The organism is uncultured Jatrophihabitans sp. (assembly GCF_964251945.1).
GTDB lineage: Bacteria > Actinomycetota > Actinomycetes > Mycobacteriales > Jatrophihabitantaceae > Jatrophihabitans.
The window spans coordinates 65,259-90,170 of the sequence record NZ_CAXULP010000005.1 but is presented as its reverse complement, the minus strand read 5'-3'; the positions used below and the strand labels follow the sequence as shown (position 1 = coordinate 90,170).

General features: G+C 71.6%; 22 protein-coding genes. 12 read left to right on the top strand and 10 right to left on the bottom strand.

Features of this window, described 5'->3' with window-relative positions; all coding sequences use genetic code 11:
• The first annotated feature begins 89 nt into the window (after positions 1-89).
• From ACFFBG_RS11945 to ACFFBG_RS11930, 4 genes are read left to right on the top strand one after another with little or no spacing between them, the layout of a single operon-like run.
• On the top strand, positions 90-467 hold the full coding sequence (locus tag ACFFBG_RS11945; protein WP_375478916.1) for a group 1 truncated hemoglobin: 378 nt from the start codon (positions 90-92) through the stop codon (positions 465-467).
• Positions 468-487: 20 nt separating this feature from the next.
• The gene (locus ACFFBG_RS11940; protein WP_375478914.1) at positions 488-3,493 is read left to right on the top strand and encodes a BTAD domain-containing putative transcriptional regulator; all 3,006 of its coding nucleotides are present in this window, start codon (positions 488-490) and stop codon (positions 3,491-3,493) included.
• A gap of 56 nt (positions 3,494-3,549) precedes the next feature.
• Entirely contained in the window at positions 3,550-3,783 is a 234-nt protein-coding gene (locus ACFFBG_RS11935; RefSeq protein ID WP_375478912.1) for a type II toxin-antitoxin system CcdA family antitoxin, read from the top strand.
• Complete coding sequence (locus ACFFBG_RS11930) at positions 3,758-4,162, top strand: type II toxin-antitoxin system VapC family toxin (RefSeq protein WP_375478910.1); 405 nt, start codon at positions 3,758-3,760, stop codon at positions 4,160-4,162. Before ACFFBG_RS11935 ends, ACFFBG_RS11930 begins: the two co-directional genes overlap by 26 nt.
• 164 nt (positions 4,163-4,326) lie before the next feature.
• Here the strand turns inward: ACFFBG_RS11930 and ACFFBG_RS11925 are convergent, their stop codons facing one another.
• The 6 genes from ACFFBG_RS11925 to ACFFBG_RS11900 all read right to left on the bottom strand — a co-directional run bounded on the left by ACFFBG_RS11925 (position 4,327) and on the right by ACFFBG_RS11900 (position 14,255).
• Positions 4,327-4,707 carry a hypothetical protein gene (locus ACFFBG_RS11925; protein WP_375478908.1) on the bottom strand — a complete coding sequence of 127 codons (381 nt, stop codon included), beginning with the start codon at positions 4,705-4,707 and terminating at the stop codon, positions 4,327-4,329.
• Positions 4,708-4,769: 62 nt separating this feature from the next.
• Positions 4,770-5,915, bottom strand: a complete 1,146-nt coding sequence (locus ACFFBG_RS11920; RefSeq protein WP_375478906.1) for a hypothetical protein — start codon at positions 5,913-5,915, stop codon at positions 4,770-4,772.
• Between the two features lie 36 nt (positions 5,916-5,951).
• Positions 5,952-8,585, bottom strand: coding sequence for a transglutaminase family protein (locus ACFFBG_RS11915; RefSeq protein ID WP_375478904.1), 2,634 nt, complete (start codon positions 8,583-8,585; stop codon positions 5,952-5,954).
• 33 nt (positions 8,586-8,618) lie between these two features.
• Entirely contained in the window at positions 8,619-9,758 is a 1,140-nt protein-coding gene (locus ACFFBG_RS11910; RefSeq protein ID WP_375478902.1) for a DUF58 domain-containing protein, read from the bottom strand.
• Between the two features lie 25 nt (positions 9,759-9,783).
• Positions 9,784-10,773, bottom strand: coding sequence for an AAA family ATPase (locus tag ACFFBG_RS11905; RefSeq protein ID WP_375478900.1), 990 nt, complete (start codon positions 10,771-10,773; stop codon positions 9,784-9,786).
• 20 nt (positions 10,774-10,793) lie between these two features.
• The gene (locus ACFFBG_RS11900) at positions 10,794-14,255 is read right to left on the bottom strand and encodes a hypothetical protein (RefSeq protein WP_375478899.1); all 3,462 of its coding nucleotides are present in this window, start codon (positions 14,253-14,255) and stop codon (positions 10,794-10,796) included.
• Between the two features lie 334 nt (positions 14,256-14,589).
• Here ACFFBG_RS11900 and ctaD point away from each other — a divergent pair, with 334 nt between their 5' ends.
• Entirely contained in the window at positions 14,590-16,383 is a 1,794-nt protein-coding gene (gene ctaD, locus ACFFBG_RS11895; protein WP_375478897.1) for a cytochrome c oxidase subunit I, read from the top strand.
• Between the two features lie 133 nt (positions 16,384-16,516).
• Complete coding sequence (gene serB, locus ACFFBG_RS11890; RefSeq protein WP_375478895.1) at positions 16,517-17,731, top strand: phosphoserine phosphatase SerB; 1,215 nt, start codon at positions 16,517-16,519, stop codon at positions 17,729-17,731.
• 112 nt (positions 17,732-17,843) lie between these two features.
• Here serB and ACFFBG_RS11885 read toward each other — a convergent pair whose 3' ends face one another.
• The 4 genes from ACFFBG_RS11885 to ACFFBG_RS11870 all read right to left on the bottom strand — a co-directional run bounded on the left by ACFFBG_RS11885 (position 17,844) and on the right by ACFFBG_RS11870 (position 21,251).
• Entirely contained in the window at positions 17,844-18,602 is a 759-nt protein-coding gene (locus ACFFBG_RS11885) for a hypothetical protein (RefSeq protein ID WP_375478893.1), read from the bottom strand.
• 54 nt (positions 18,603-18,656) lie between these two features.
• The gene (locus tag ACFFBG_RS11880) at positions 18,657-19,226 is read right to left on the bottom strand and encodes an isochorismatase family protein (protein WP_375478891.1); all 570 of its coding nucleotides are present in this window, start codon (positions 19,224-19,226) and stop codon (positions 18,657-18,659) included.
• Positions 19,227-19,359: 133 nt separating this feature from the next.
• Complete coding sequence (locus ACFFBG_RS11875) at positions 19,360-20,718, bottom strand: nicotinate phosphoribosyltransferase (protein WP_375478889.1); 1,359 nt, start codon at positions 20,716-20,718, stop codon at positions 19,360-19,362.
• Positions 20,715-21,251 carry a hypothetical protein gene (locus tag ACFFBG_RS11870; protein ID WP_375478887.1) on the bottom strand — a complete coding sequence of 179 codons (537 nt, stop codon included), beginning with the start codon at positions 21,249-21,251 and terminating at the stop codon, positions 20,715-20,717. The genes ACFFBG_RS11875 and ACFFBG_RS11870 overlap by 4 nt, the downstream gene beginning before the upstream one ends.
• A gap of 90 nt (positions 21,252-21,341) precedes the next feature.
• Here ACFFBG_RS11870 and clpS point away from each other — a divergent pair, with 90 nt between their 5' ends.
• From clpS to ACFFBG_RS11840, 6 genes are all read left to right on the top strand, one after another.
• Positions 21,342-21,644 carry an ATP-dependent Clp protease adapter ClpS gene (gene clpS / locus ACFFBG_RS11865; protein WP_375478885.1) on the top strand — a complete coding sequence of 101 codons (303 nt, stop codon included), beginning with the start codon at positions 21,342-21,344 and terminating at the stop codon, positions 21,642-21,644.
• Complete coding sequence (locus tag ACFFBG_RS11860) at positions 21,641-22,159, top strand: DUF2017 family protein (RefSeq protein ID WP_375478883.1); 519 nt, start codon at positions 21,641-21,643, stop codon at positions 22,157-22,159. Before clpS ends, ACFFBG_RS11860 begins: the two co-directional genes overlap by 4 nt.
• Positions 22,160-22,219: 60 nt before the next feature.
• The gene (locus ACFFBG_RS11855) at positions 22,220-22,627 is read left to right on the top strand and encodes a Mov34/MPN/PAD-1 family protein (protein WP_375478881.1); all 408 of its coding nucleotides are present in this window, start codon (positions 22,220-22,222) and stop codon (positions 22,625-22,627) included.
• Between the two features lie 95 nt (positions 22,628-22,722).
• Entirely contained in the window at positions 22,723-22,998 is a 276-nt protein-coding gene (locus ACFFBG_RS11850; RefSeq protein WP_375478879.1) for a MoaD/ThiS family protein, read from the top strand.
• A gap of 88 nt (positions 22,999-23,086) precedes the next feature.
• Entirely contained in the window at positions 23,087-24,049 is a 963-nt protein-coding gene (locus tag ACFFBG_RS11845; protein WP_375478877.1) for a PLP-dependent cysteine synthase family protein, read from the top strand.
• Positions 24,050-24,341: 292 nt separating this feature from the next.
• Positions 24,342-24,899, top strand: a complete 558-nt coding sequence (locus ACFFBG_RS11840) for a rhomboid family intramembrane serine protease (protein WP_375478875.1) — start codon at positions 24,342-24,344, stop codon at positions 24,897-24,899.
• Positions 24,900-24,912: the final 13 nt, after the last annotated feature.

Below are 24,912 nucleotides of genomic sequence, written 5' to 3'. Positions count from 1 at the left end.
TCTTGCAAGTTCTGTGCAGGCGGCTCGGACGACGTTGGACACCTGCGCGGTGCTTCACTTGCACCGGGATGAGCGAAGGGAGCCGTCCGATGACTCTGTTGGACGCCATTGGCGGGCGCTCGGCTCTGACCCGCCTCGTGGACGAGTTGTACGAGCGAATCTGCGCCGACCCCGCGGTTGCCGGTTATTTCGACGGCGTCGACCTGGTCCGGGTGCGGAGTCACATGGTCGATCTGCTGACGGCCGTGGCCGGCGACGATCCGCACGCCTATCACGGCCGCGACATGCACGAAGCGCACGCGGCACTGGGCATCACGGACGACGACTTCGACCGGGTGGCCAGCCACATCGTGGACGTGCTGGGCGCGCTGCCGACCTCGGAACCGCTGGTCGATGAGGTGCTCGAGCGCATTGCTCCGTTGCGCGCCCTCATCGTGGTGCCGGCCCACCGGCCCACTCGCGCCTGATCGGCCGCGGCAGGCGCCTCATGCTCTCAGTTCGGTTGTACGGCGCGGTCGGCGTATTCGCTGACGGCGTCGAGGTGCCGATGGGATCGCTCAAACAGCGTGCTGTGCTTGCGCTGCTCGCCCTCGAGGCAGGACGAGTCGTCTCCGTCGACCGGCTACTCGACGAGCTGTGGCCGGACACGCCGCCCACGACCGCCATCTCGACCTTGCAGGTCTACCTTTCGCGGCTCCGGCGGCTGTTCGGGGACGACGCGGCGGTGCTGCGGCGGCGTCCTGGTTACGCGTTGGAGATGAGCGCGGATCGGATCGACGTGCACCGTGCCGTGCGGCTGCTCGACGCCGGCCGAGCGGCGCTGCAGGCCGGGGACGCAACCGCGGCACTCGCCGCCTTGACGACGGCCGGCGAGTTGACGTCCGCTCCGGCGCTGCTCAACCTGCGTGACCAGGCAGGCCCGGTCGTCGAGCGCGAGGTCGGCCACCTCACCGACATCGACCTTTCCGTACGCGAGCTGCACGTCGAGGCGCTGCTGGCCACCGGGCAGGCCGCCCCCGCAGTCGACCGCAGCCGGGCGCTGATCGCCGCCGCGCCACTACGCGAAAACGCCCATGTCCTGCTGATGCACGCGCTTTATCGAAGCGGACGCCAGGCCGAGGCTCTAGGCGCGTTCGACAAGGTCCGGCGACTGCTGGCCGAGGAACTCGGCGCCGATCCCGGCCCGGCGTTGCGACGCCTGCACGGCCAGATCTTGCAGCACGACCCGTCGATCGAGGACGCGGCCGGCGGTGGCTCGGCAACCCTCGCAGAACACGACGACGGGATCGTTCTCGGCTCGCCGTCGGCGCCGCCCGCGACCGGGATTACCCCGACTGTGGCGACTACTCCGACTGTGGCGATTGCGGGCCGAGTGGCGGGCGCGGCCGGGCTCGAGCCCGATGGCGGGTTGTTGGTCGGACGCGACGCGACGCTGCAGCAGCTCCAGGTCGCTCTCGACGCGGCCAGCGCGGGACACGGGTCGTTGTGGGTTGTCGAGGGCGAGGCGGGCGTCGGCAAGACAACGCTGGCCGGCGCGGTGGCCCGACACGCGAGCGCGATCGGTTTCGACGTTGCCTGGGGGCGGGCCGACGAGGCCGCGCTCGACGTGCCGTACTGGGTGTGGCAACAGTTGCTGCGCGCGCTGCCCGACCTGCCTGGGGAGGGCGGCATCGCGGCCCTTGCCGGTTTCCCCGCCCCGTCCAAGCCGCCCCCGGCCGGCTGGCTGCCGCTCGTCGCAGCGGTTGCGGACCGGCTGGCAGCGGTGCCGAGTGCCACGCTGCTGGTCGTCGACGACGTGCAGTGGGCGGACGACGCGTCGCTTGCGCTGCTCGTCGAACTCGGCGAGCGGGCGGGTCTGGCGCGCCTGGTCGTGATGTGCACTCACCGCACCGACGCGACTGACAGCCGCCTCCTGCCGTTCTTTAGCCGCCTCGCCCGCACCGGAGTGGGGCGCCGAGTCGAGCTGGTCGGCTTGGCGCCGGCGGATCTGCCGGCGATGATCGGCGCGGCCGTCCCGCCGGATGTCCTCGCGGCCGTGCACGAGCGGACCAACGGCAATCCGTTCTTCGTTGCCGAACTGGTCAAGGCGGCGACGACCGCCGATGGGCTGGACGTGGCGACGCTCGCCACGGCGTTGCCCGGCTCGGTGCGCGACGTGGTGCTGGCGCGTTGCGCAGCGCTGCCCAGCGGGACGCGCCGCCTGCTGGACACCGCGGCAGTCGCGGCCCCGACCGGTGATCTCGGCGTCGTCGAGGCCGTGGCGCGCCTCGACGACGCCATCTTCGACAACGCCCTGGACGCTGCGGTGCGGGCCGGCCTGCTCGTAGAGCACATGACTACGCACCCAGTAGTGCGGTTCGGGCACTCCCTCATCCGAGAGGTGATGCTTGCGCAGTTGCGGCCGAGCGCGCGAGCACGCCTGCACGCGGCCGTCGCGATGGAGCTGCTCGCTCGCCCCGTCGCCGACGGAGCGGACAGCGATCTCGTGCACCACCTGCTCAACGGCTCGGCCTACCTCGAACCGTCCGTCGTGGTGTCGGCGCTGGTGACGGCGGCGACCACCGGGCTGTACCGCTTCTCGATCGACACTGTCGAACGGCTGTTACGCCGGGCTCTGCAAGTGCTCGCGGCCACGCCGCAAAGCCCCACGAGTCCAGGGCAGGAACTGGCTGTGCAGCTCATGTTCGGCCGCACCGTCGCCGCCCGCATCGGCTGGCCGGCCGCCGAGGCGCAGGCCGCCTTTGCCCGTGCCGCTGATCTGGCCGTCGCCGCGCTAGCTGTCGGAGAGCCGGTAGACGAACTTTGTCTTACCGCGGTTGCCTACGTTGCGACCGCGCTGGCCATTCCCGGGGAGTCGTCCTCGTTGGCGGTTCTCGCCGACAGGCTGCAGCCGCACGCTGACGACGTCGCGTTGGGCCGGTTGCTGGACTTCATTCTCGGTTGCCGATGTCTAGTCGACGGCGCAGCCGAGGCAGCGGTCCCGCTCTTGCGCGCTGCGCTCGACCACGAGAAGTCGGACGCCCGCTGGTCGCTGCTGCTGCGTACGTTCGGCCGTGCCTACCTGGGTCTCGCGCTGTCCGCCGCGCCCGACGGCGCTGGCGCCGCGCTCGCGGTCGCCGCCGAGGCGGTCGAGGTCGGGACCGGAGAGTCGCCGCAAGACCGCGGCGCGATGCTGACCTGGCGCGCCGTCATCGCGGCCGCCGTCGGCGACCATGCGATCGCCGAGGCCGACGCCGCCGAGGCGCTCGAGCTCACCCGGGCCGGTGGCATGGCGGTATATGAGTCGTTCGCGGGCGTAGTACACGGTTGGGCGCAGGCGACAGCGGCGATGACAGAGGTAGACGCCGGGGCAGCGCTCGCCGCTCGGGTCGCCGCCGTCGACCGGGTGATCGCCGCACATGCGCGCTACCGGGCGGCCGGCCGGCACGCGATCGACCCCCTCATGGATCGCTTGAAGGCCGAGTCGTTACTCGCGGCCGGGCGGTCGAACTGACATCTCGATGCGGCAGCGCCGAGGCGCCCAGATCGCATGTGTGTATATAGTGTGTCGTGACTCGATTGAACGTCTACCTGCCGGACGAGCTCGCAGCAGAAGCAAAAGAGGCGGGCTTGAACCTCTCTGCGGTGACGCAGGAGGCCGTGAGACGAACTCTCGCCCAGCGCTCGACCGACGGTTGGCTCGCGATGACGACCACCACCTACTCGGCCGACAGCGTGCCGCACGACCGCGCCCTGAACGCCCTCGACGCCGCTCGGGATGAGGCGCCTACGCGACATGGCTGAGGTAGTCATCGACGCCTCCGCGATGGTGGATCTCCTACTCGACAACGAGTTGGCTGGCGCCGTCCGGCGGCGACTCGCCGGTAACGCGCTGCACGCACCGGCGCACCTCGACGCCGAAGTTTTAGCTGCGCTGGGACGATTACACCGGGCAGGCGAACTCGAGGCCGAGGATGTGGAGTCCAGGCTTCGCGCGCTCGTCGCTGCTCCGATCCAGCGCCACAATGTCAGTGACCTCCTCATCGGCTCCTGGTCGCGGCGCCACCAGTTGCGGCTGGCTGACGCCTTGTACGTCCAGCTGGCGGTCTCGCGCGGCCTCGCGCTGGTCACCACTGACCGCCGTCTCCATGCCGCGCCCGCCGCGGACGTCGTGGTCACCTGAACCTCGTCGCGCCTTTCGCGGTGGGACACGGGTGACAGCGGCGACAACGCCGTCTCCGGCGTGATCGACCGCGTCCGTCAATTGGCAGTTGTCAGCACCCGGCGCATTGGTCGGGCGCATTGTGCGTGATGCGGGTCAACGCGGGCCTGAGTAACGTGCGGCGGCTAGCGGGCGCGCCGGCGGACGCGCAACGCCCAGCCGATCAGCGGCGCCTGCAGCGGCACCCGCAGGATCGTGCCTGCGCGATACGCCGCCGAGTCCGACCCGCGCGCGTCGATCGCCATCTTGATGTTCGCCGGCAGGACGCCGGTGAACAGCAGCGCGGCGGCGAGCGCGCCGTGCCGGCGGGTCCGCCGCGCGAGCACGGCCGTGGCCACTGCGATCTCGACGACGCCCGAGCCGTAGGTCCACGTGCGCGGCTTGCCGGGCAGCTGCCGCGGGATCATCGGGTCGTAGAACGCCGGAAACGCGAAGTGCGTCGCGCCGGCGCCGACGAGCAGGCCGCCGAGCGCGACGGCGGCCAGCGGCTGGGGTGTCGGCGGCACGGCGACACTCTGCCATGAAACGCCGCCCCCCGCGCGGGGATTGCTCGGCGGCCGACCCGCGGTCAGTTCCCGCCGAGCAGTTCGGCGACCTGCGCCGAGCCGAAGAACGGCTCGAGGCGTTCACGCACGAGCCGTTCAAGCGATCCGTCGGCGCGCAGCCGCTCGAGCACCGGCGGCGCGAATCGCCTGATGTCATCGCGGATCCCGTCGCGATCGACGCCGAGCTCGGCCAGCAGCGCGTGCAGCTCGAGGTCGCCGTAGCGGGCGAAGAAGACCTCGACGCCGGCGTCGAGCGCGGCCGCCATCCACTCGGCGTCGCGCGCGGAGGACACCAGCCGCATCGTGATCTCGACGAGGTCGCGCAGGTCCTGCTTGCCGAGGTACTCACGCAGGCGGCTGATCGGCTCCTCGGCGTGCAGATCCCACAGCTCGAGCGCCGCTTCGTGCAACGGAGCGTCGTCGATGAGCTCGCGGGCGGCGTTGTTGGTGCGGCGCAAGGCGAACGACGCGCCCTTGCCCGCCGCGTCCCCGAGCAGTTGATCGAGATGCCGGTCGGTCACGCTGCGCACCCGGGACGCGGCGCCGCTGCCGAGGGACAGCAGCGACGACATGCCCGGCAGCTTCTCCGCGCGCGCCCGGTTCTGCGCCACGACATCGGCGATGATCTTGCCGACGAACTTGGCCGACACGTCGGCGACGAGCGGACTCTCCGTCAACCGATCCAGCGCGCGATCGCGCAGCTGCCGCATGGACAGCAGCTTGGCCACGAGGTCGACCACCGGGTCGCGCGGCACGACGTCGCCGAGCAGGTGGTCGTCGCTGGCCGCCAGGTCGTAGACCGCGTCGGCGACCTCGACGGCCAGTTCGGTGACGAGGGGGCTGCCGACGATCTGGTCGAGCACCCGCCGAGCGGTCAGCCGGACGTCGTCCGGCGACACGAGGTCAGCGACTTGCGACCCGCCGAGCGCATCGAGGAGGTCCTCGACTGCGCGGCCCAGCATGGCGGCGAGCCGCTCGCCGGTCAGCTCGCCGACGGCCCACGCGACCTGCGCCGCCAGCAGCCGCTCGGCGAGCTCGGCCCCGTCGGTCGCCACGGCTTCCGATGCGGGGTTGGCCGTGGGTTTGGGCGTGGGTCTGGCCACGGCTTTGCGCGCGGCTTTGCGCGCGGCTTTGGGCGCGGCTTTGGGCGCGGGACGAGCCGTTGGCATGCAGCGCAGGCTACGGCCCGTCCCGCGGCCAGCCGGTCACGGGCGCCGGCGGCCCGGTCGGTGGCGGGCGTGCTTGCCGCCGGCGTCGTTCGAGGCGGAGCGCGCCTTTGCGGCAGCCGCCCACGACTCGGGGCCGACCGGGAGGGCGGCCAGGCGCGGGCGGTGATAACGCAGTTCGGCGCCGATGCGCCGGCGCCAGTCCAGGCGGCGGCGCACCTCCCGGCTGAGCCTTCCGTGCGTCTGCCAGGCCGCGTCCGCCTCGTCGGCGCCGATCCACGACGTCGGGCTGAAGATGGCCGCGTTGGCCACCGCGCCGAGCTCGCGCACCTGCTCGGCCGGCTGCTCGCCGAAACGTCGGGCGGTCGCCGCGGACACCTCCCGGCTCGTCAGCGCCGTGAGGTCCGGCAAGCCGGATTCCTGTAGCACGTCGAGGGTCTCCTGCCAGGCGGCGAGCAACCGTCGGCGCGGGTCGCCGTAGCGGCGGCGGCGACGCGTGCGCAGCCGCTTGCGGGCGAGCAGCGTGAGGAAGAACAGCACCAGCGCCGCGGCCACAATGGCGATGATGAGGAGCACGAGGCCGACGACCTGTTCCTGATGTCCGGTCGGCTTGACGCTCGCCCGGCCCGTCGCATGGCCGCCGTCCGAGGCGCTGGTGACGAGCGCGTTCGACGGGGTCGCCGACGGCGTCGACGCCGCCGTCGCGCCGGCGGTCGGCTGTTGCGAACGGTTCGTGTAGCTGCTGGGCGAGGGGTCGAGCACCACCCAGCCCTGGCCCTCCACCGGGATCTCCACCCACGTCCACGCCTCGGCCGTGGTGACCGAATGCGTGCCCGCGCCGAGCCTCGTGGCGCCGCTGGCCAACGGCAGCCGGAAGCCGGTGACCAGCCGGGCCGGCACCTGGATCTGCCGGGCGATGAGGCACATCAGCGTGGCGTACTGCTCCGGCGTCGCCGCGTGGAACTGGCGGATCGAGGCGAGCACGTCGGCGAAGCTGGTGCCACCGGAATGCTGCGCGGCCGCCGACGCGCCGGCCGACGCGGCCGCTGACGCGCTGGATCGGGAGGCTGGCTGCTCGCCCGGTCGCGGAGTCGCCGAGGCGGTGGTCGAACTCGCTGAACCGGCCGCCGTCGGCGCGCTGTTCGCGCCGGTGCCGCCCGTGCCGCCGGACAACGAGGATTTGGTCTGGAACTCTCGCGCGACCGCCTTCAGGAACTGCACCTGCTCGGTCGGGGGGACGCCGGTCTCCTGTTGCAGCGAGGACACCAGCGGGCCGAGCGCGTTCTGCACCGTCAGGTTCGCCCCGGTGCTGAAGTCGACGGCCGGGGCGGACGAGCTGATCACCGCGTTGGCGCCCAGGGCCGCGAAGGTCGTGGTGGTGTCCGCCGAGGTGACGGTGTACGTGGCGCCTGCGCGCAGGCCGCCGCTCGGGACGATCATCCCATTGTCCGGGTCGACGTCCACCGACGCCCCGGTGACGTTCTGCGCCCGGTACACGTAGGGCATCCAGGGCGTGTCGGTCAGCGCGCCGGCGCGGATCAGGTAATTCTGGGTCAGCGGCGGCCCGGCCGGCCGCAGCTGGCGGTCGGCGTCTGCGGGCACGACGCCGCCGGACGGCCGGAAGGTCTGATCCGGGGCGAAACCCCAACTGTCGCCGTTGTAGACGTCGACGCTGCCGATCGAGATGTAGTTCGTGCCGGGGCGGTCGGTGGTGACCTGGAAGACGGACGTGCCGGCGCTGCGTGGGGTCTTCGGCCGCAGCCCGGACACGAACGCGAGCGGCGTCAGCGGGCGGGTCTGGTTCAACGGCGGGACCCGCGCGGGTGTCGTCGACGGCCCGGTGAACACCGAGGACTGCCCGAGCGCGGCGGCGGCGAGCGCGATGACGAGCGCGACGCTCGCGCCGATGGCGAGCCCGCGCAGCGGCAGGACGCCGTCCGGCTGCGTCGTCTCGGCGGCCCCTTCCTGGCTGATCCAGGCCTGCGCGGCGCGCATCAGCAGCAGCGCGAGCAGCATCGCGCCGGCCAACACGGTGTCGTAGCGTCGGCCGTCGTCGGCGCTCATCACGGCGCGGGCCGAGCCGGCGTAAGCGAGGCCGAAAGTGACCAGCAGCGTCCCGTAAGGCACGACCGTCTGCCAGCCGCGCGCGATGCACTCCCCGACGATTGCGCCGCAGACCCAGCCCAGCGCCACCGGCGCGACCAGGAGCGTGCGCGGGCTGACGAGTGGCAGCGCGAACGTCAGCACCTCCGACGGCCCGTGCACCAGGCCGGTCCACAGCTGGCCGAAACCGGCGGGGGCGCGCAACACCACGAGAAGCTCGTAGAATACGAACAGCGCCAGGTCGATCAGCGCGGTCGACCAGAGCCGCCGCACGCCGACCCCCACGACGATGAGCGGCGTGAGCACGCTGAGCACCGCCGCCCCGAACAGCGGCACCGCCAGCACCGACGAGGGGAACGCGCGCAACCAGGGCGAGCTCGCCAGCGCCGTCGCGATCAAGCCCAGCGGAAGCAGCAGCCACGGCACGGCACGGCGCATCAGCCGCATGAGCCAGCCGCGGCCGGGCCTCGGCACTGCGCCGCCGATCCGACGCGGCCCACGTCCGGACCGCGCGCCGCCCTGAGGGTCGCCGTCGGCGCGCGGAGGCCTGGCCGGCGTGACGGTGGTCATCTACGCCGTCTCATGCGAGGCGCCGCACGCACGTCATGTCAGCGCCTCGTGGTTCCACGCGGCCGCCGCGGTGTCCGCGTCGGGGGCGACGATCACCCGGACACCGGGGAACTCCACCGGCGCGCGATGATCCTCCGGGTCGATGGACACGACCACCAGCCGATCGAACCGGCGGCGCAGCGCCGCGACGGCCGGCAGGTCGCGCGGCTCGATCTCACCGGTGACGACGACGAGCGATGTGCCGCCGCGGGCCTGGCGCAGCAGCAGCAGTTGCGCGGCGAGCGAGCCCGCCGGGTCGGCGGAGATCCCGGTGAGGTGATCCAGCAGCGGTGTCACCTCATGCACGCGCGGGCCGCCGAGGGCCGAGCCGTCGGTCAGCCGCAGCTCGATCGGCGACTTGTGCGCGGAGGCGGCGACGAGCACCGACGCGGTGACATCGACGGCCTGCTCGAAGGACGCCTCGGTGTACAGGCTCGGTCGTTGGTCGAGCACCACGACGGTGTACGGCTGCGAAGTGTCGACGTTGTGCTTCACCAGCAATGCCCCGGCACGCGCGGAACTCCGCCAGTGCACGAGCCGCAGGTCGTCGCCGGGCACGTACTCGCGCAGCCGGTGGAAGGTGATGTTGCCCTGCGGCGAATTGTCCGACGACGGCCCCTCGAGATTGCGGATCTGCCCGGTCGCGAGGTCGCGCAGCGCCACGATGCGCGGATACACCCAGATGCGCTCTGGCTCGGCGTAGCGCCGGGAGAGCCGGAAGAACTCGAACGGGTCGCGCCGGGTGAGCTCCACCGGCTCGACGTCGAAGATGCCGCGCTGCTTCGTCGGCAGCCGGTAGGCGCGGGTGCCGCGCTCGCCGCCGCGCAGCTTCGGGATCACTGTGCGCACCAGCTGGCCGCTGAAGTGCTGGGTGGCGACGGCGACCGGCGCAGTGCGGCGGCCGCGGTTGACGAAGGACAGGAACGCGATGGCCGGCGAGCCTTTGGGCACCCGCGGCGGCTGGATCTCGCGCGTGATCGACAGCTGGGACGGCCGGGCCACGACCGCGAGCCCGATCGCGACGACCGTCAGCAGGCCGAGGCCGAGCAGGTCGAAGGTGAGCCAGCCGAAGGACAGGCCCAGCCCGAGCGACGCTCCGGCCGCCACCAGCGCGGCGAGTCCGAACAGCGTCACGGCGAACGTCTCATGGCGTGCGCGTTCAGGCCAGGACCGACCGCGGGACTGGCACGGTCTGCAGCGCGCGGGTGACGAGCTCGGCGCCGGTGCGGCCCTGCAGCTCTGCGTCCGGCTGCAGGATCACCCGGTGCGCGAGCACGATCGGCGCCATGTCCTTGATGTCCTCGGGCGTCACGTAGGGCCGGGCCGCGACGGCGGCGGCAGCGCGGGCCGCGCGCAGCAGCGCGAGGCTGCCGCGCGGGGAGATGCCCAGCCGAAGCTCGGACATGGTCCGCGTCGCGGCGGCGATCGAGACGATGTAGTGCTCCAGCGCGGGGGCGACCTCGACGGTCCTGATGACCTCGATCATCGTCCGGACGTCTTGTTCGCTGAGCACGGGGGACAGCCGGTCGATCGTCGAGCCCATCTTCTGGGTGCGCAGGATCTCGCTCTCGGCCTCGGCGCTCGGGTAGCCGACCGCCAGCTTCATCAGGAACCGGTCGAGCTGCGCCTCGGGCAGCAGGTAGGTGCCCTCCATGTCGATCGGGTTCTGCGTCGCGACGACCATGAACGGTCGCGGCAGCTGATGCACGACGCCGTCGGTGGAGAGCGTCCCCTCTTCCATGACCTCCAGCAGCGCCGACTGGGTCTTCGGCGAGGCGCGGTTGATCTCGTCGGCGAGCACGATGTTCGCGAACACCGGGCCCGGTTTGAACTCGAATGCGCCGTTCTGCTGGTTGTAGATCGACACTCCGGTGACGTCGGAGGGCAGCAGATCCGGGGTGAACTGGATGCGGTGCCAGGTCAGCGAGATCGAGGACGCGAGCGCGCGGGCGAGCGAGGTCTTGCCGGTGCCGGGCACGTCCTCGAGCAGCAGGTGACCTTGAGCGAGCATGCAGATGACGGCGTTGCGGACGACGTCGGACTTGCCCTGGATGACCTGGCCGATATTGCGGCACAGCTTGTCGACATCGGCGGCGACGCGGGTGATGCCGTCCGCCGCGACACGCGTGCTGCGATGTGGGCTGGGCAAGGTCGCTCCTGATCGGGTCGTCACTGCGGCGGCGGGCCAAGGGGGATGTCGGAGGGTATTTGGTCGTCGTTGCCGGTGTCGTCGTTGTGCCAGGTGATGTGGACGGTCCAGCCGTCGGCGGGGGCCGGTGAGCTGCATTGGACCACGACCGGCTGCCGCGGGTCGACGTCATCGACTTCGGCGCACGGTGTGTTGTTGTCCTGGTCGGAGAACACCTGGTAGTCGAAGTGCGAGCAGCCGCCGAGCTGGCCGACGTCGCCGGTGTAGCTGACCTGCACGCCGTCGCTCGCCGGCGTCTGCCACTCCGCGACGAAACCGGTCGGGTCGCAGGGCTGGTAGCCCGGCGGCGGGTTGTCGAGCGAGCTCGAGAAGTCGTGCTCGTCCTGGGTGGTGGCGTCGTGGTAACTCCAGCGCACCGTCCATTGCCCGCTCAGCCCGCCCAACGAGTCGACGCAGGCCTGCGAGACGTACAGGTGCAGCGTCGCGCCGGAGCTGCTGACGCCGTTGCCGCAGTCGGACTCGCCGTTCGGCGCGACGATCGAGCCGGTGTAGTTCGTCGTCAGCACCGCGAACAACGGATTGGACCCGGTGTAGGTCACCTGTGCGTTCGTCCCCCCGCCGGAGTCCCACTGGACGGCGAAGTCGCCGCTCGCGGCGGAAAGGACGCTGGGCGGGCCGAGGTCTAGTGGCGCAGTGAGGGTCTTGACGACCCCGCCGAAGACCTGCGGGCTCGCCGTCCCCGCCGTCTCGCCGACCGAGCCGGACAGCGTGCACGCGCCGAAGAACTGGTCCAGCTGGGACAAGGCGCCGATGTCGATCGTCGCCGGCAGGGTGAGCCCCGTCCGCTGGAAGTCCCGGCCGACGGACCCGCACTGCAGCGTGCCGGCGACGTCGAACTGCTCATCGTGCGCGTCGGCGCTCGACACGCCGGTCACTGCGACCGACAACTCGCAGGTGAGCGCGGCGCCTGGCTCGCACGTGGGGGTGAGGGCGAGGCTCGCCGGCCAGTCCGCGCGGGTGGTGACCTCGTTGGCGCGGACGGTGACTGTCCCGCCGCCGTGGTTGCTCGACACGGTCGCGCTGGCTGTATACCTGGCGCCGGCGCGCACGTCGCCGAAGTTGGCGGCGATCGTCGACTGGCCGGTGAATTGGAAAGGCCCGCGGGTCTGCGACACTCCGTCGCCGGTCAGGGTGAAGGTGACGCTCGCGCCGACGCCGCCCACGGCGCGTACTGGGTCGTCTCCGAGAGCGAGGGTTGCGGTCGTCGTGGTCGTGCCGCCGAAGGTCACGTTGGACGGTTGCGAGGCGGCGAGCTGCAGCGCCGCAGCCTGGGGCGGGCTGTGGCTGTACACGCAGCCGCTGGCGGCCGACGGCGTGCCTGCCTCGCCGTCGAGGCCAGTGCCCTGCACCTGGAAGCGCAGGCCGCGGCCGAGCAGCGCATCGCTGCCGGCGTAGACGGCCGGCGGCTGCGACTTGGCTGTCGAGTCGGCGGGCGCCGAGAGCGTCGCCGGGGCGCCCGAAAGGCCGAGGCCGTCGCAGAAGCTCGGCACGATCTTCCAGCTGCCGACCGGCACGCAGCCGCGCTGCACCGAACCGCAACCGGTCCACCGCAGCTGCCAGTCGCCCGACGCGTCGGCGGTGACGCGCAGCGCGGTCGGCGCGGCCGGCCCCTCCTTGCTGGTCACCACCTGGCGGGACTTGGACGACGTGGCTTGCTTGTTGAGCACGGCGGTGACGGTGATCGAGTATCGGGTCGAGGGGTAGAGGCCGCTGAGGTTGGTGCTGTCCTGGCCTTGGACGGTCACCTCGCCACCGGGGTCGGGCGCGTCCGGGCTCAACGCCGTCACGTTGACGACATAGGTCGTCGGCGCGCAGTCCGACTGGTAGAGCAGCGGGTAGCTCCAGGCCAGCGCGACGGAGCGGGAGCCCGGCGTGCTCTGCGTGATCAGCGGGATGTGCGGCTTCTGGTTAACCGTCTTGCAGTCGATGCGATTGTTGATCGGCTGCACGCGCACCTGCTTGGGCTTGGTGCCGCCGGTCTTCGGGACGGTGCCCTTCATGCCGTCGGCCGGGACCTCGCTGCGGGTCAGCGCCTCCGCGCCACCCGCCGCGCTCACGTCGACCGCGGAGCTCTTCTGGATGACATAGGGCTTGCGGCTGCCGTCGGTGAACAGCACCACCGCGTCCACGTGGGCCGGCGAGTCCACGATGACGCGCGGGCCGCGGGCCACGACGTAGGCGTCGGCGAAGTTGTTCGACTCGACGACCCGCCCGTTGCGCCGCGCCAACGGGTAGCGGGCGGCGCCCTGCACCGGCCCTGCGGCGCCGTCGACGCCGATCCGGTAGAGCCCGCCGCCGCTCTGGTCGATCGTGTACAGCAGGTCGTCGCTGGCCGCCGGCGGGGCGAGGTGCGCGGCGGCCGGCACCTGGCTCACCAGCGAGGGCCCGCGCAGGTCGCTGCCGTCCGCTCGGACGGACACGACCCACCAGCCGCGGTCGGAGTGCATCAGCCACGACATCCGCGACTGGCCGTTGCTGGCCGGCAGCACGGAGTCGACGGCGCCGAGCGCGCCGACGGCATAGGTCTGCCTCCGGGCGGCCGCGCCGGGCGGATAGACGGTGATCGAGCCGGGCTGCGCCACGCCGACCGAGGTCGCGCCGGCGCCGGCCTGTCCGGAACTGCCGGACACGACGCCGCTCGCGAGCGCGGCCACCGACTCGACCGAGCCGTGTTTCACGTCGCGCAGCTGGGCGCCGGCTTCGCTGTCGGCCGGCAGGGTGTACTCGTGCACCTGGCGGCTCGGTCCGGTCCCGGCCAGCAGCCAGAGGTCGCCGTTCGCGCCGACAGCGCCGCCGGCGGCCGTCTCGGCCGGGGCTGGGAGCTCGGCGCTCGCCCGCGGCTTGACGGTCGCGGATCGGACGGCGGTCTGCACCACCGACTGGTCGACCAAGTACACGTCGGTGCTCAGGGCGCCCACTCGAGCGAGATAGGTCAGGCTGGACTGGGCGCTGCCCGGCTGGTCGGCCGAGATGCCGATCGATGTCGTCCGGTCCGTCCGGGCCGGCAGCGGAACGCCGCCGCCGTCGTGCTTGATGACGAAGCCGGTCGCGTCGACGATGTTGAACTCGCCGGTGGAACGATCGAGCAGCACGGTGCCGCCCTGGACCGGCACCACCGACAGCGCGGACGCGTTGGCCGCGCCGACCTGCTTCTCCGCGCCGACGAGCCGCAGAGTGGGCTTTCCGGTGGCGAGGTCGACGGCGACCGGCGCGATCTGGTCGGCCAGGAAGACCTGGCCGCGCAGCAGGTCGAAGGAGCGCGCACGATCGGGGCGGACGGCGTAGGACACCGCGGCGACCGCCCCGGCGACCATGAGCAGCACCGCGATCAGGGCGACGGCCTGGCGGCGGGAAGGGCGTGCCGGTGGCACGGCGGCGGGGTCGGCCCGGAAGGCCGACGCTTCGCTCCACCGTGAGCTCACGCAAACTCCCCGCATCTGCCGTAAGTCAGTCGGCGCACCGGACGCGCACCAGCAAGTCCCCCTCCGGACAGCGACCGGCTTGAGGCGGCGACGCTGGCACTGGTTACGCGCGTACGCCGTGTAGAGCCTATCCGAAATTCAGCAAAGTTCACCCCAACTAAACACGCCGGTTTTGCGGACATCCTGGCGCGCCCGCCGCCGCCCGGGGCGCGGGCGCGCGAAGGCAGCGACTATTCTCGAGAGGCCGTCGCTGCCCGAGGCAGTGCCGGCGGGCCTTGCCGCTCTCTCACAGCGGAGCTTTTGAGGAGTTCACGAAGTTGTCAAAGGGGTCAGCGTGACAACAACCGCGGAGCCGACTCCGGCGCCGGGCGCGAGCCCGCAGCCGATCATCGCTCGGCCGTTCCCGGTCCACACCGCGGCCAAGGGCTCGATGTTCAGCCAGCTGCTGCGCACGACCGACCCGAAGCTCATCGGCCGCATGTACCTGGTGACGTCGCTGTTCTTCTTCGCCCTTGGCGGCGTCATGGCGCTGCTGATGCGCATCGAGCTCGCGCGCCCGGGCCGGCAGTACCTCTCGGCCGAGCAGTACAACCAGCTGTTCACCATGCACGGCACGATCATGCTGCTGTTCTTCGCGACGCCGATCGTGTTCGCGTTCGCAAACCTGGTGCTGCCGCTGCAGATCGGCTCGCCGGACGTCGCGTTCCCGCGGCTCAACGCCTTCTCCTACTGGCTGTACCTATTCGGCGCGATCACCGCGACGTCCGGTTTCTTCACGCCCAACGGCGCGGCCGACTTCGGCTGGACGGCGTACTCGCCGCTGACCAACGCCACGAACTCGCCCGGGGCAGGCGCCGACCTGTGGATCCTCGGCCTGGCGCTGTCCGGCCTGGGCACGATCCTCGGCGGCGTCAACATGGTCACCACCGTGATCACCATGCGCGCGCCCGGCATGACGATGTTCCGGATGCCGATCTTCACCTGGAACATCCTGGTGACGAGCCTGCTCGTGCTGCTCGCGTTCCCGATCCTCACCGCGGCGCTGCTGGTGCTCTACGCCGACCGGCATCTGCACTCGCAAGTGTTCGAGCCGAGCAACGGCGGCGCGATCCTGTGGCAGCACCTGTTCTGGTTCTTCGGCCACCCCGAGGTGTACATCATCGCCTTGCCGTTCTTCGGCATCATCACCGAGGTCATCCCGGTGTTCAGCCGCAAGCCGCTGTTCGGCTACAAGGGCATGGTGCTCGCGACGCTGTCGATCGCGGCGCTGTCGCTCACCGTATGGGCGCACCACATGTTCACAACAGGCGCCGTTCTGCTCCCATTTTTCAGCATCATGACGTTCTTGATCGCGGTGCCGACCGGCATCAAGTTCTTCAACTGGATCGGCTCGATGTGGGGCGGCGCGGTCACTTTCGACACGCCCATGATCTTCGCGGTGGGCTTCCTGGTCACCTTCCTGTTCGGCGGCCTCACCGGCGTCATGCTGGCCAGCCCACCGCTGGACTTCCACGTCGCCGACAGCTACTTCGTCGTCGCGCACTTCCACTACGTGCTCTTCGGCACGATCGTGTTCGCCGTCTATTCGGGCATCTACTTCTGGTTCCCCAAGTTCACCGGCCGCTTCATGGACGAACGGCTCGGCAAGTTCCACTTCTGGCTGACCTTCGTCGGCTTCCACCTGACGTTCCTGGTGCAGCACTGGCTCGGCGCGAAGGGCATGCCGCGCCGATACCCCGACTACCTGCCGACCGACGGCTTCACCACGCTGAACACGGTCTCCACGATCGGCTCGTTCGTGCTCGGCGCCTCGCTGCTGCCGTTCGTGTGGAACATGTACAAGTCCTACCGCTACGGCGAGATCGCCACCGCCGACGACCCGTGGGGCTTCGGCAATTCGCTGGAGTGGGCGACGTCCAGCCCGCCGCCGCGGCACAACTTCCGCTCGATTCCGCGCATCCGGTCCGAGCGCCCGGCGTTCGAGGCGCACTACCCGCATCTGCTCGATCGGCTGGAGGCCGAAGCTCACGCCGGCGGGCGGCACAAGAACCCGCACGCCGAGCCGGTCGCGGCCGGCGTCGGGTCGGCCGGACCGCGCCAGGGCCAGAGCGACCCCGACCCGCAGTGACGCGGCGCCAGCGCTGATCGCCGCGCGTCGCCTCCTCGCGGGCCGTACCGTGCATGCCGGGGCTGATGTCCTGGAGTGAAACGGCGCGCGATCGTGCAGCGATCTGTGCGGAGCGATTTCGTGGGGAGGTGCGGTGGAGCCGACCACGGTGCTCGCCACCATCTCCGGCCGAGATCGGCCAGGGGTGACGGCCTCGTTCTTCAGCGCGCTCGCCGCGCACGATGTCGACGTCCGCGATGTCGAGCAGGTCGTCATCCGCGAACGACTGGTGCTGGCCGTGCTGTTCGATCTGCGCGGCGACACCGCGGCCCTGCGTAAGTCCGTCAACCAGACCGCACAGGCGCTGGGCATGGACAGCGAGGTGACCGTCGCCGACGATCCCGAAGCGCCCCAGCCGGGCGAGCGCGGGGGCCACGGGGGGCACGGGGGGCGCAGCCACGTCATCGTGCTCGGCCATCCGCTGCGGCCGGGCGCGCTCAGCCACATCATCCAGCGCGTCGCCGACCTCGGCTCGAACATCGAGTCGATGACGCAGCTGTCCACCGAGCCCGCGTCCAGTCTCGAGCTGATCGTCCGCTCGCCGGACCCGGCGCTGTTGCGCGCGGAGCTGGTCCGCGCGGCCGAGGACACCGGCCTGGACATCGCCGTCGAGCCGGCCGCGCTGCGCCGGCGAGCCAAGCGGCTCGTCGTGCTCGACGTCGACTCCACGCTCATCAGCGACGAGGCGATCGACGTGTTGGCGCGACGCGCTGGCGTCGAGGACGAAGTCGTCGCGATCACCGAGCGCGCGATGGCCGGCGACCTTGACTTCGCTGAATCGCTGCGCGCGCGGGTTGCGCTGCTCGCCGGGCTCGCCGAGGCCGACGTGGCCGAGGTCCGCGACTCGCTGCGCCTGACGCCCGGGGCTCGCACGTTCGTGCGCACGCTGCGCTGGCTGGGCTACCTCGTGGGGGTGGTGAGCGGCGGCTTTACGTTCGTCACGCAGCGGTTCGTGACCGAGCTGTCGCTGGACTTCGTGGCGGCCAACACCCTCGAGATTGTCGACGGGGTGGTCACCGGCCGGCTGCTGGGCGAGATCCTCGACCGGCCGGGCAAGGCGCGGGCACTCGAGCGCTTCGCCGAGCAGTACGGCGTGCCGCTGTCGCAGACGGTGGCGGTGGGCGACGGCGCGAACGACATCGACATGCTGCAGACCGCGGGGCTGGGCGTTGCGTTCAACGCGAAGGCGGCACTGCGCAGCGCCGCGGACACCTCAGTGAACCTGCCGTATCTCGACGCCGTGCTGTTCCTGCTCGGCATCTCCGGCGAGGACGTCACAGAGGCCGCGGAGTCCCCGGGCGCCGGGTGATCGACGCACTCGGAACAGCTCGTGCGACCTGTCTTGGGCGGTCAATCAGGTGAAAGGGCGTGTCGAGGCGTCAGGCCCGGCGGGTCAGGCCCGGCGGGTCAAGCCCGGCGGGTCAGACCTGGCGGGTCAGACCTTGGCGGGGGCCGATCGCCGCTCCGATGCCGGCCAACGCGAAGCCGATCACCGCGAAATAGAAGCCGATCCGCGTCGCCTTGAGCTGGTCGATGTACCGCTCGCCGGCGCCGAAGTTGATCGCCAGGAAGGCGAGTCCGGCGGCGGCCAGGCCGTCGACCACGCCGATGATCCGAAAGACCCGCATCGCCGGGGTGGGCACGCTGGACAGCACGCCGGCGATGACGACGAGGATCAGAAAGAACCAACCCAGCCAGCCGAAATAGGCCTTGCTGAACCCGTTGACGGCGCTGCCGGCGTCGCTCAGCGCCGAGCTCTGGTCGCTGAAGCTGATGTTCTTGCGGAACCACTCGATGCCGAGGAACGACACGAGCACGAGGATCCCGCCGATCAGCGTCAACACGGTGCCGACGATGCCGAAGCTCTCGCTCTGCTCTAGCCGGTTCTGCGGGCCGCCCGGGCCGTAACCCGGCTGGCCGTAGCCCGGCTGGCCGTAGCCCGGCTGGGTGTATCCGGGTTGGCCGTATGCGGGTTGGCTGTAGCCCGGCTGGCCGTATGCCGGCTGGGTGTATCCGGGTTGGCCGTATGCGGGTTGGCTGTAGCCCGGCTGTGCGCCCGGCGGGGGATAGCCCGGGTGGCCGTAGCCGGCGGGATCCTGGTAGGCGTCGCCGCTGCTCGGGATGCGCGTGGTCGGCTGCTGCCCGTATGGGTCGCCCTGCGGCCCGTTCCACTGCGTCATACCGGCGACCGTACCCAAAGTCAGCGGGTCACCCAAGCCCGCGCCGACCCGACATCAGCCCTCGACGACCGGCTCGCCGACGAGTGTCACGCCGGCCGCGCGCAGTGCGTCGAGGGCGCTCGCCACGGTCGGCGCGGCGACTCCCGCCGTCAGGTCCAGACGCACGGTGGTCGCGAAACCCAGCCGGGCGGCGTCCAGCGCCGTGGCCCGGATGCAATGGTCGGTGGCGATCCCGACGACCTCGACGACGTCGACCCGGCGCGCGCGCAGCCAGTCGGCCAGGGCGACGCCGTCGGACACCGCCTCGAAGCCGGAGTAGGCGGCTGCGTACTCGCCCTTGTCGAACACCGACTCGACGTGGGTGGTGTCCAACTCGGGGTGCAGCTGCACGCCGTCGGTGCCGACGACGCAGTGCGGCGGCCAGGTGTCGGCGAAATCGGGATCGGCGGCGAAGTGCGCGCCGGGGTCGATGTGGTGGTCGCGGGTGGCGACGGCGTGGTCGTAGCCGCCGTCGGCAAGGCGGCGGCTGATCTCGCGGGCGACTTGCGCGCCGCCGGACACGGCGAGCGAGCCGCCCTCGCAGAAATCATTCTGGACGTCGACGACGATCACGGCGCTGGCCACGACTCGACGATAGCGAGCCGTCCCACCGCCTCGGCCCCCACGCTGCTCGCCCCTCGCCATCTCAACTTGTCCTCGCTTCGTCGGGCTGTGGGCCGACGACACGCGGACAACTTGCGAAGTGGGGTGGGGGCGGTCAGGCGTCGGCGCTGGTGCGGGTGGGGATCGCCGGGTCGCCGCGGGACAGCTTCAGCCCGTCCCACGGCAGGCTCACGATCGCCGCCCGCAGGTGCTCGCGGGATTCCTCGAGCGTGGGCAGGTCGGCGACCGGCGACCCGGCACGCACGAGCGGGCGCTGCAGCAGCCGCTGGCCCGGGCCGGGCTTGCCGACCGGCGCCGCGAGAACGATCTCCTCGACTGCCGTCCCGGTCGGCTTGTAGCCGCGCAGCGCGGTCTTCCGGCCACCGCGGGTGGCCTTGTGCTCGGAGCGTTTGGCGACCTGTCGGCCGTCCACCTCGACGAGCTTGTAGACCATCTCCGCGGTCGGCGCGCCCGAGCCGGTGACCACCGCGGTGCCGGCGCCGTAGCTGTCGACGGGACGCGCGGCCAGCGCGGCGATCGAGTACTCGTCCAGGTCGCCGCTGACCACGATGCGCGTGCCGGGCGCGCCGAGCGAGTCGAGCTGCGCGCGCGCATGGTCGGCCAGCACCCCGAGATCGCCGGAGTCGATGCGCACCGCCCCGAGCTGGGGCCCGGCGACCTCCACCGCCAGCTCGATGCCGCGGGTGATGTCGTAGGTGTCGACTAGCAGCGTCGTCGACGCGCCGAGCGAGTCGACCTGCGCCCGGAACGCCGCGCGCTCGTCGTCGTGCAGCAGGGTGAACGCGTGGGCGGCGGTGCCGGCCGTCGGCACGCCGTAGCGGGTGGCGGCGGCCAGGTTCGACGTGCTTGCGAATCCGGCGAGGTAGGCCGCGCGCGCCGCGGCCACGGCCGCCTGCTCGTGGGTGCGCCGCGAGCCCATCTCGATGATCGGCCGGCCGGCGGCGGCGGTGACCATGCGCGCCGCCGCCGAGGCGATCGCGCAGTCGTGGTTGTAGATCGACAGCGCGAGCGTCTCGAGGACGACCGCGTCGGCGAACGTCCCGCTGACGGTCAGCACCGGCGAGTAGGGGAAGTACAGCTCGCCCTCCGGGTAGCCGTCGATGTCGCCGCCGAACCGGTAGCCGGCGAGGTGCTCCGCGGTCGGGTCGTCGATGACCTGGTCCGCGCGGAGGGCCGCCAGGACGTCGGCGTCGAAACGGAAGTCGGCCAGGGCCTCGAGCAGCCGTCCGGTGCCGGCCACCACGCCGTAGCGCCGGCCGGCCGGCAGGCGGCGGGCGAACAGCTCGAATACGCAGGCGCGCCCGGCGGTGCCGTCGCGCAGCGCCGAGCCGAGCATCGTGAGCTCGTAGCGGTCGGTGAACAGGGCGGTGCTGGTCCCGCGGCCGCCGGTCCCGGGGCTGCCGGTCCCGGGGCTGCCGGTCCCGGGGCTGCCGGTCCTGGGGCTGCGGGTCATGGCGCGCTCCTCGGCCCGCGCACGGCGCCGATCGCCGCGGTGGCGTAGCCGATGATCGCCGCCCACATGCCCCAGGTGGAGTTGTAGAGGACGCTGTGCGTCGAGCCGGTGGCGTCGAAGTGCTGCAGCAACGCGTAGTACGTCGCGACGGCGCCCACCGTGCCGAGCGCGAAGCCGAGCACCCGCAGCGGGTCCGCCGCGCGGGTCGGCAGCGCCGCCCAGGTGCCCGCGACGATCACCCCGATCAGCGCTGCCCAGGACAGCCAGTCGAAGTAGGCCAGCGCCACGCCCGCGCCGCCGAGCTGACGCGTGCTGGCTCGCAGCGCGCTGAACGTCACGGCGCCCGCGGTGTCGGCGGTGCTCTGCGGCGCGGCGTACCAGTCGAGGACCTCGAAGGACAACAGAACCAAGGCGGCGCCGATCAGGACGAGGCTGATCGCGGCGCCGTTGACCGAACCGCGCCGCGCGGCGGTCTTGGCTGAACTGTGGCGCGCCGCGGCGTGAGCGGCGGGACGGGCGTCGGGTGCCGGCACGGCGTCGAACGTAGCGAAACCCGCGCCACGACTGGTGCGCCGCCGGTGCGCTGCCGCGCGTTATCGCGCGCCGTCGTGCACCATGGGGGCATGGCGGGGACGCTGGCGCCGCAGCGCGAGGCGGCCGAGCAGGCCGAGGGCGAGGTCGTCGCCGACCCGGACCGGCCGTGGATCACGATTGTGTGGAACGACCCGATCAATCTGATGTCGTATGTCACGCACGTCTTCATGACGGTCTTCGGCTACCCCAAACCGAAGGCGGAGAAGCTGATGCTCGACGTCCACGAGCGCGGCCGGGCGGTGGTGTCCTCCGGGACGCGCGAACGGATGGAGCTGGACGTCTCGACGCTGCACGAGTACGGCCTCTGGGCGACGCTCGAACACCAGACGTGAGGGTTACCGGGCGACGCGGGCGGGCCCGGCTGCGGCTAGAGCCGGTCGAGGCGCAGCTGTTGCTCGGCCTGTTCGACGAGCTGGACACGTTGCTGGCCGAGCCCGCTCCCGGCAGCGCCGCGTCGTTCGGCGCCCCGGGCTCGGCCCCGACCGCCGGGTCGGACGCCGAAGTGCTGGCCCGGCTGTTTCCGGCCGCCTATCCGGACGACGAGTCCGCGGCGGCGGAGTTCCGGGCGCTCACCGAGACCTCGTTGCGCTCAGCGCGCGGCGATCGGATCGGCGCGTGCCGGGTGGAACTGGCTGGCGGGCGGGACGTCGAGCTCGCCGATCCCGAGGTGGGCCGGCGTTGGATCCAGGTGCTCAACGACCTGCGGCTCGCCCTCGGCACCCGGCTCGGCGTCACCGAGGACGACGACCACGTCATCGATCCCGACGACCCGGGGCATCAGGATCGGCTCGTCTATCACTGGTTGACGGCCGTCCAGGACTCGATCGTCCAGACGCTGCTGACCTGAGCCTCGGGGACCGGCCGCTGCGGCGGACCGGCCGCGGCACGGCCGGTAGTCTCGGGCCCCGTGCTGCGCATCGCGAGAGATCTGCACGACGCGATCGTCGCCCACGCTCGGCGCGACCATCCGGACGAGGCCTGCGGCGTCGTCGCCGGGCCCGAGGGCAGCGACCGGCCGGAGCGCTTCGTGCCGATGCTGAACGCCGCTCGCTCGCCCACGTTCTACGAGTTCGACTCCGCCGACCTGCTGGCGTTGTACAAGGAGTTCGACGCCAATGGCGAGGAGCCGGTCGTCGTCTACCACTCGCACACGGCGACCGAGGCCTACCCATCGCGCACCGACGTCTCCTACGCCAGCGAGCCCAACGCCCACTACGTCCTGGTGTCTACGCGGCACGACGACATCGCCGAGTTCCGCTCGTTCCGGATCGTCGACGGCGAGGTCGCCGAGGAGCCGGTGGAGGTCGTCGGCTGAGCCCGTCGGCGCGTGCGGGACGATATGGACGGCAACCGACGTTGGAGTTCTGCGGACCACTCGCCGCTCACTCCCGGACAAGGAGCACGTATCAGATGGCCATCGAGGTCAAGATCCCGACCATCCTGCGCACGTACACCGGCGGCGCGAAGGCCGTCGAGGCGAAGGGCGACACGCTGAGCGCCCTCATCGACGACCTCGACGGCGCCCACACCGGGCTCAAGGGCCGCCTGCTCACCGACCAGGGCGCGCTGCACCGCTTCGTCAACGTCTACGTCAACGACGAGGACGTCCGGTTCACCGGCTCGCTCGAGACCGCGTTGAAGGACGGGGACACCGTCACGATCCTGCCGGCCGTCGCCGGCGGCTGACCCATTCGCCGATCGCCTGAAACCGCGCAGGTCGCCGGGTCGACCGCGGCTGTCGGCCCTGGACGAAGGCGATCGGGAGGACACTGACATGGCTCGCTACGACTCGCTGCTCGAGGCCCTCGGCAACACGCCGTTGGTGGGCCTGCCGCGCCTGTCGCCGCGGTGGGCGGGCGACAACCCGGTCCGGCTGTGGGCGAAGCTCGAGGACCGCAACCCCACCGGCTCGATCAAGGACCGGGCCGCGCTGGCGATGATCCGGGCCGCCGAAGCCGACGGCCGGCTGACGCCGGGTTGCACCATCCTCGAGCCGACATCGGGCAACACCGGCATCTCGCTGGCGATGGTGGCCAAGCTGCGCGGCTACGGGCTGGTGTGCGTGATGCCGGAGAACACCTCGATCGAGCGCCGCCAACTGCTGGAGATGTTCGGCGCGCGGATCATCTCCTCGCCGGCGGCCGGCGGGTCCAACCAGGCCGTCGCCACCGCGAAGCAGCTCGCCGGGCAGTATCCGGACTGGGTGATGCTCTACCAGTACGGCAACCCGGCGAACGCGCAGGCCCACTACGACGGCACCGGCCCGGAGCTGCTGCGCGACCTGCCGACGATCACGCATTTCGTCGCCGGCCTGGGCACGACCGGCACCTTGATGGGCGCTGGCCGCTACCTGCGCGAGAAGGTCCCCGACGTCGCGATCGTCGCCGCCGAGCCGCGCTACGGCGAGTTGGTGTACGGCCTGCGCAACATCGACGAGGGCTTCGTGCCGGAGCTCTACGACGACTCGGTGCTCACCACGCGGTTCTCCGTCACCTCATACGACGCGCTGCGCCGCACTCGCGACCTGATCGACGCCGAGGGGATCTTCGCCGGCATCTCGACCGGCGCGATCCTGCACGCCGCGCTGTCGATCGCCGAGCGGGTCGCCGGCCGGGGCGAGCGCGGCGACATCGCGTTCGTCGTCTGCGACGGCGGGTGGAAGTACCTGTCCACCGGGGCGTACACCGGGACGCTGCAGCAAGCGGCCGAGCGGCTCGAGGGGCAGCTCTGGGCCTGAGCGAGCGGGCGCTGCGCGCGCTCGCAGTGCGTCCGCGCGGCGTCTGCGCGCGCTCGCAGTGCCTCTGCGCGGCGTCGCCGTCGGGGTCGGCGAGCTCAGCCAGCCGCCTTACGCTTTGCCGGTGAGCTCGCCGCGCCCGTCGCCGTTCCCCCGCCGGGACCCGCCTGCGCCCATGTCTGCTTCTCCTGGTTCCGTGACGTCCAAAAATCGGCCGAAAACGAACCGCACGGGACCAGGAGAAGCGAACCGCGGCGGCGGGCGGGCACCGGGGTGGGGCGTCGCCCTCGCGCTCATGTGCGGCTTCGCGGCGGCGCTGTGGATCGTGCAGCTGATCAACGCCGGCCTCGACTACCGCCTCGACCGGTTCGGGGTCACGCCGCGCGCGGTCGGCGGCCTGTGGGGGGTGCTCACCGAGCCGTTTCTGCACGCGAACTACCGCCACTTGCTGTCCAACACGCTGCCGGTGATCCTGATCGGCTGGGTGGTGATGCTGTCCGGCATCCGGCTTTGGGCGCTCGTGACCACCCTGGTGAGCGTGCTCGGCGGGCTGCTGACCTGGGCCGTCGCGCCCAGCGGCGTCATCGTCGTCGGCGCCAGCGGGCTGGTGTTCGGCTGGCTCGGCTACCTGCTCGCCCGCGCGGTCTTCTCCCGTCGGCTGAAGTGGATCCTCGTCGCGGTCGGCGTGCTGTCCTTCTTCGGCACCCTGCTGGTCGGGCTGTTCCCGACGCTGAACTCGGAAGTCTCCTGGCAGGCGCACGTGTGCGGGTTCGCCGCGGGCCTCCTGGTCGGCGCCGCGCTGCATCCACGCGGAGGCGACATCCGGCGGCTGCGCAGGGCGGCCGTATCGTGACGCCCGTGCGCAG

Coding starts and splice junctions, on each gene's coding strand:
- ACFFBG_RS11945 (WP_375478916.1), top strand. CDS start 90: ATGACTCTGTTGGACGCCATTGGCGGGCGCTCGGCTCTGACCCGCCTC.
- ACFFBG_RS11940 (WP_375478914.1), top strand. CDS start 488: ATGCTCTCAGTTCGGTTGTACGGCGCGGTCGGCGTATTCGCTGACGGC.
- ACFFBG_RS11930 (WP_375478910.1), top strand. CDS start 3,758: ATGAGGCGCCTACGCGACATGGCTGAGGTAGTCATCGACGCCTCCGCG.
- ACFFBG_RS11920 (WP_375478906.1), bottom strand. CDS start 5,915: ATGCCAACGGCTCGTCCCGCGCCCAAAGCCGCGCCCAAAGCCGCGCGC.
- ACFFBG_RS11915 (WP_375478904.1), bottom strand. CDS start 8,585: ATGACCACCGTCACGCCGGCCAGGCCTCCGCGCGCCGACGGCGACCCT.
- ACFFBG_RS11885 (WP_375478893.1), bottom strand. CDS start 18,602: ATGACGCAGTGGAACGGGCCGCAGGGCGACCCATACGGGCAGCAGCCG.
- ACFFBG_RS11875 (WP_375478889.1), bottom strand. CDS start 20,718: ATGACCCGCAGCCCCAGGACCGGCAGCCCCGGGACCGGCAGCCCCGGG.
- clpS (WP_375478885.1), top strand. CDS start 21,342: ATGGCGGGGACGCTGGCGCCGCAGCGCGAGGCGGCCGAGCAGGCCGAG.
- ACFFBG_RS11850 (WP_375478879.1), top strand. CDS start 22,723: ATGGCCATCGAGGTCAAGATCCCGACCATCCTGCGCACGTACACCGGC.
- ACFFBG_RS11845 (WP_375478877.1), top strand. CDS start 23,087: ATGGCTCGCTACGACTCGCTGCTCGAGGCCCTCGGCAACACGCCGTTG.
- ACFFBG_RS11840 (WP_375478875.1), top strand. CDS start 24,342: ATGTGCGGCTTCGCGGCGGCGCTGTGGATCGTGCAGCTGATCAACGCC.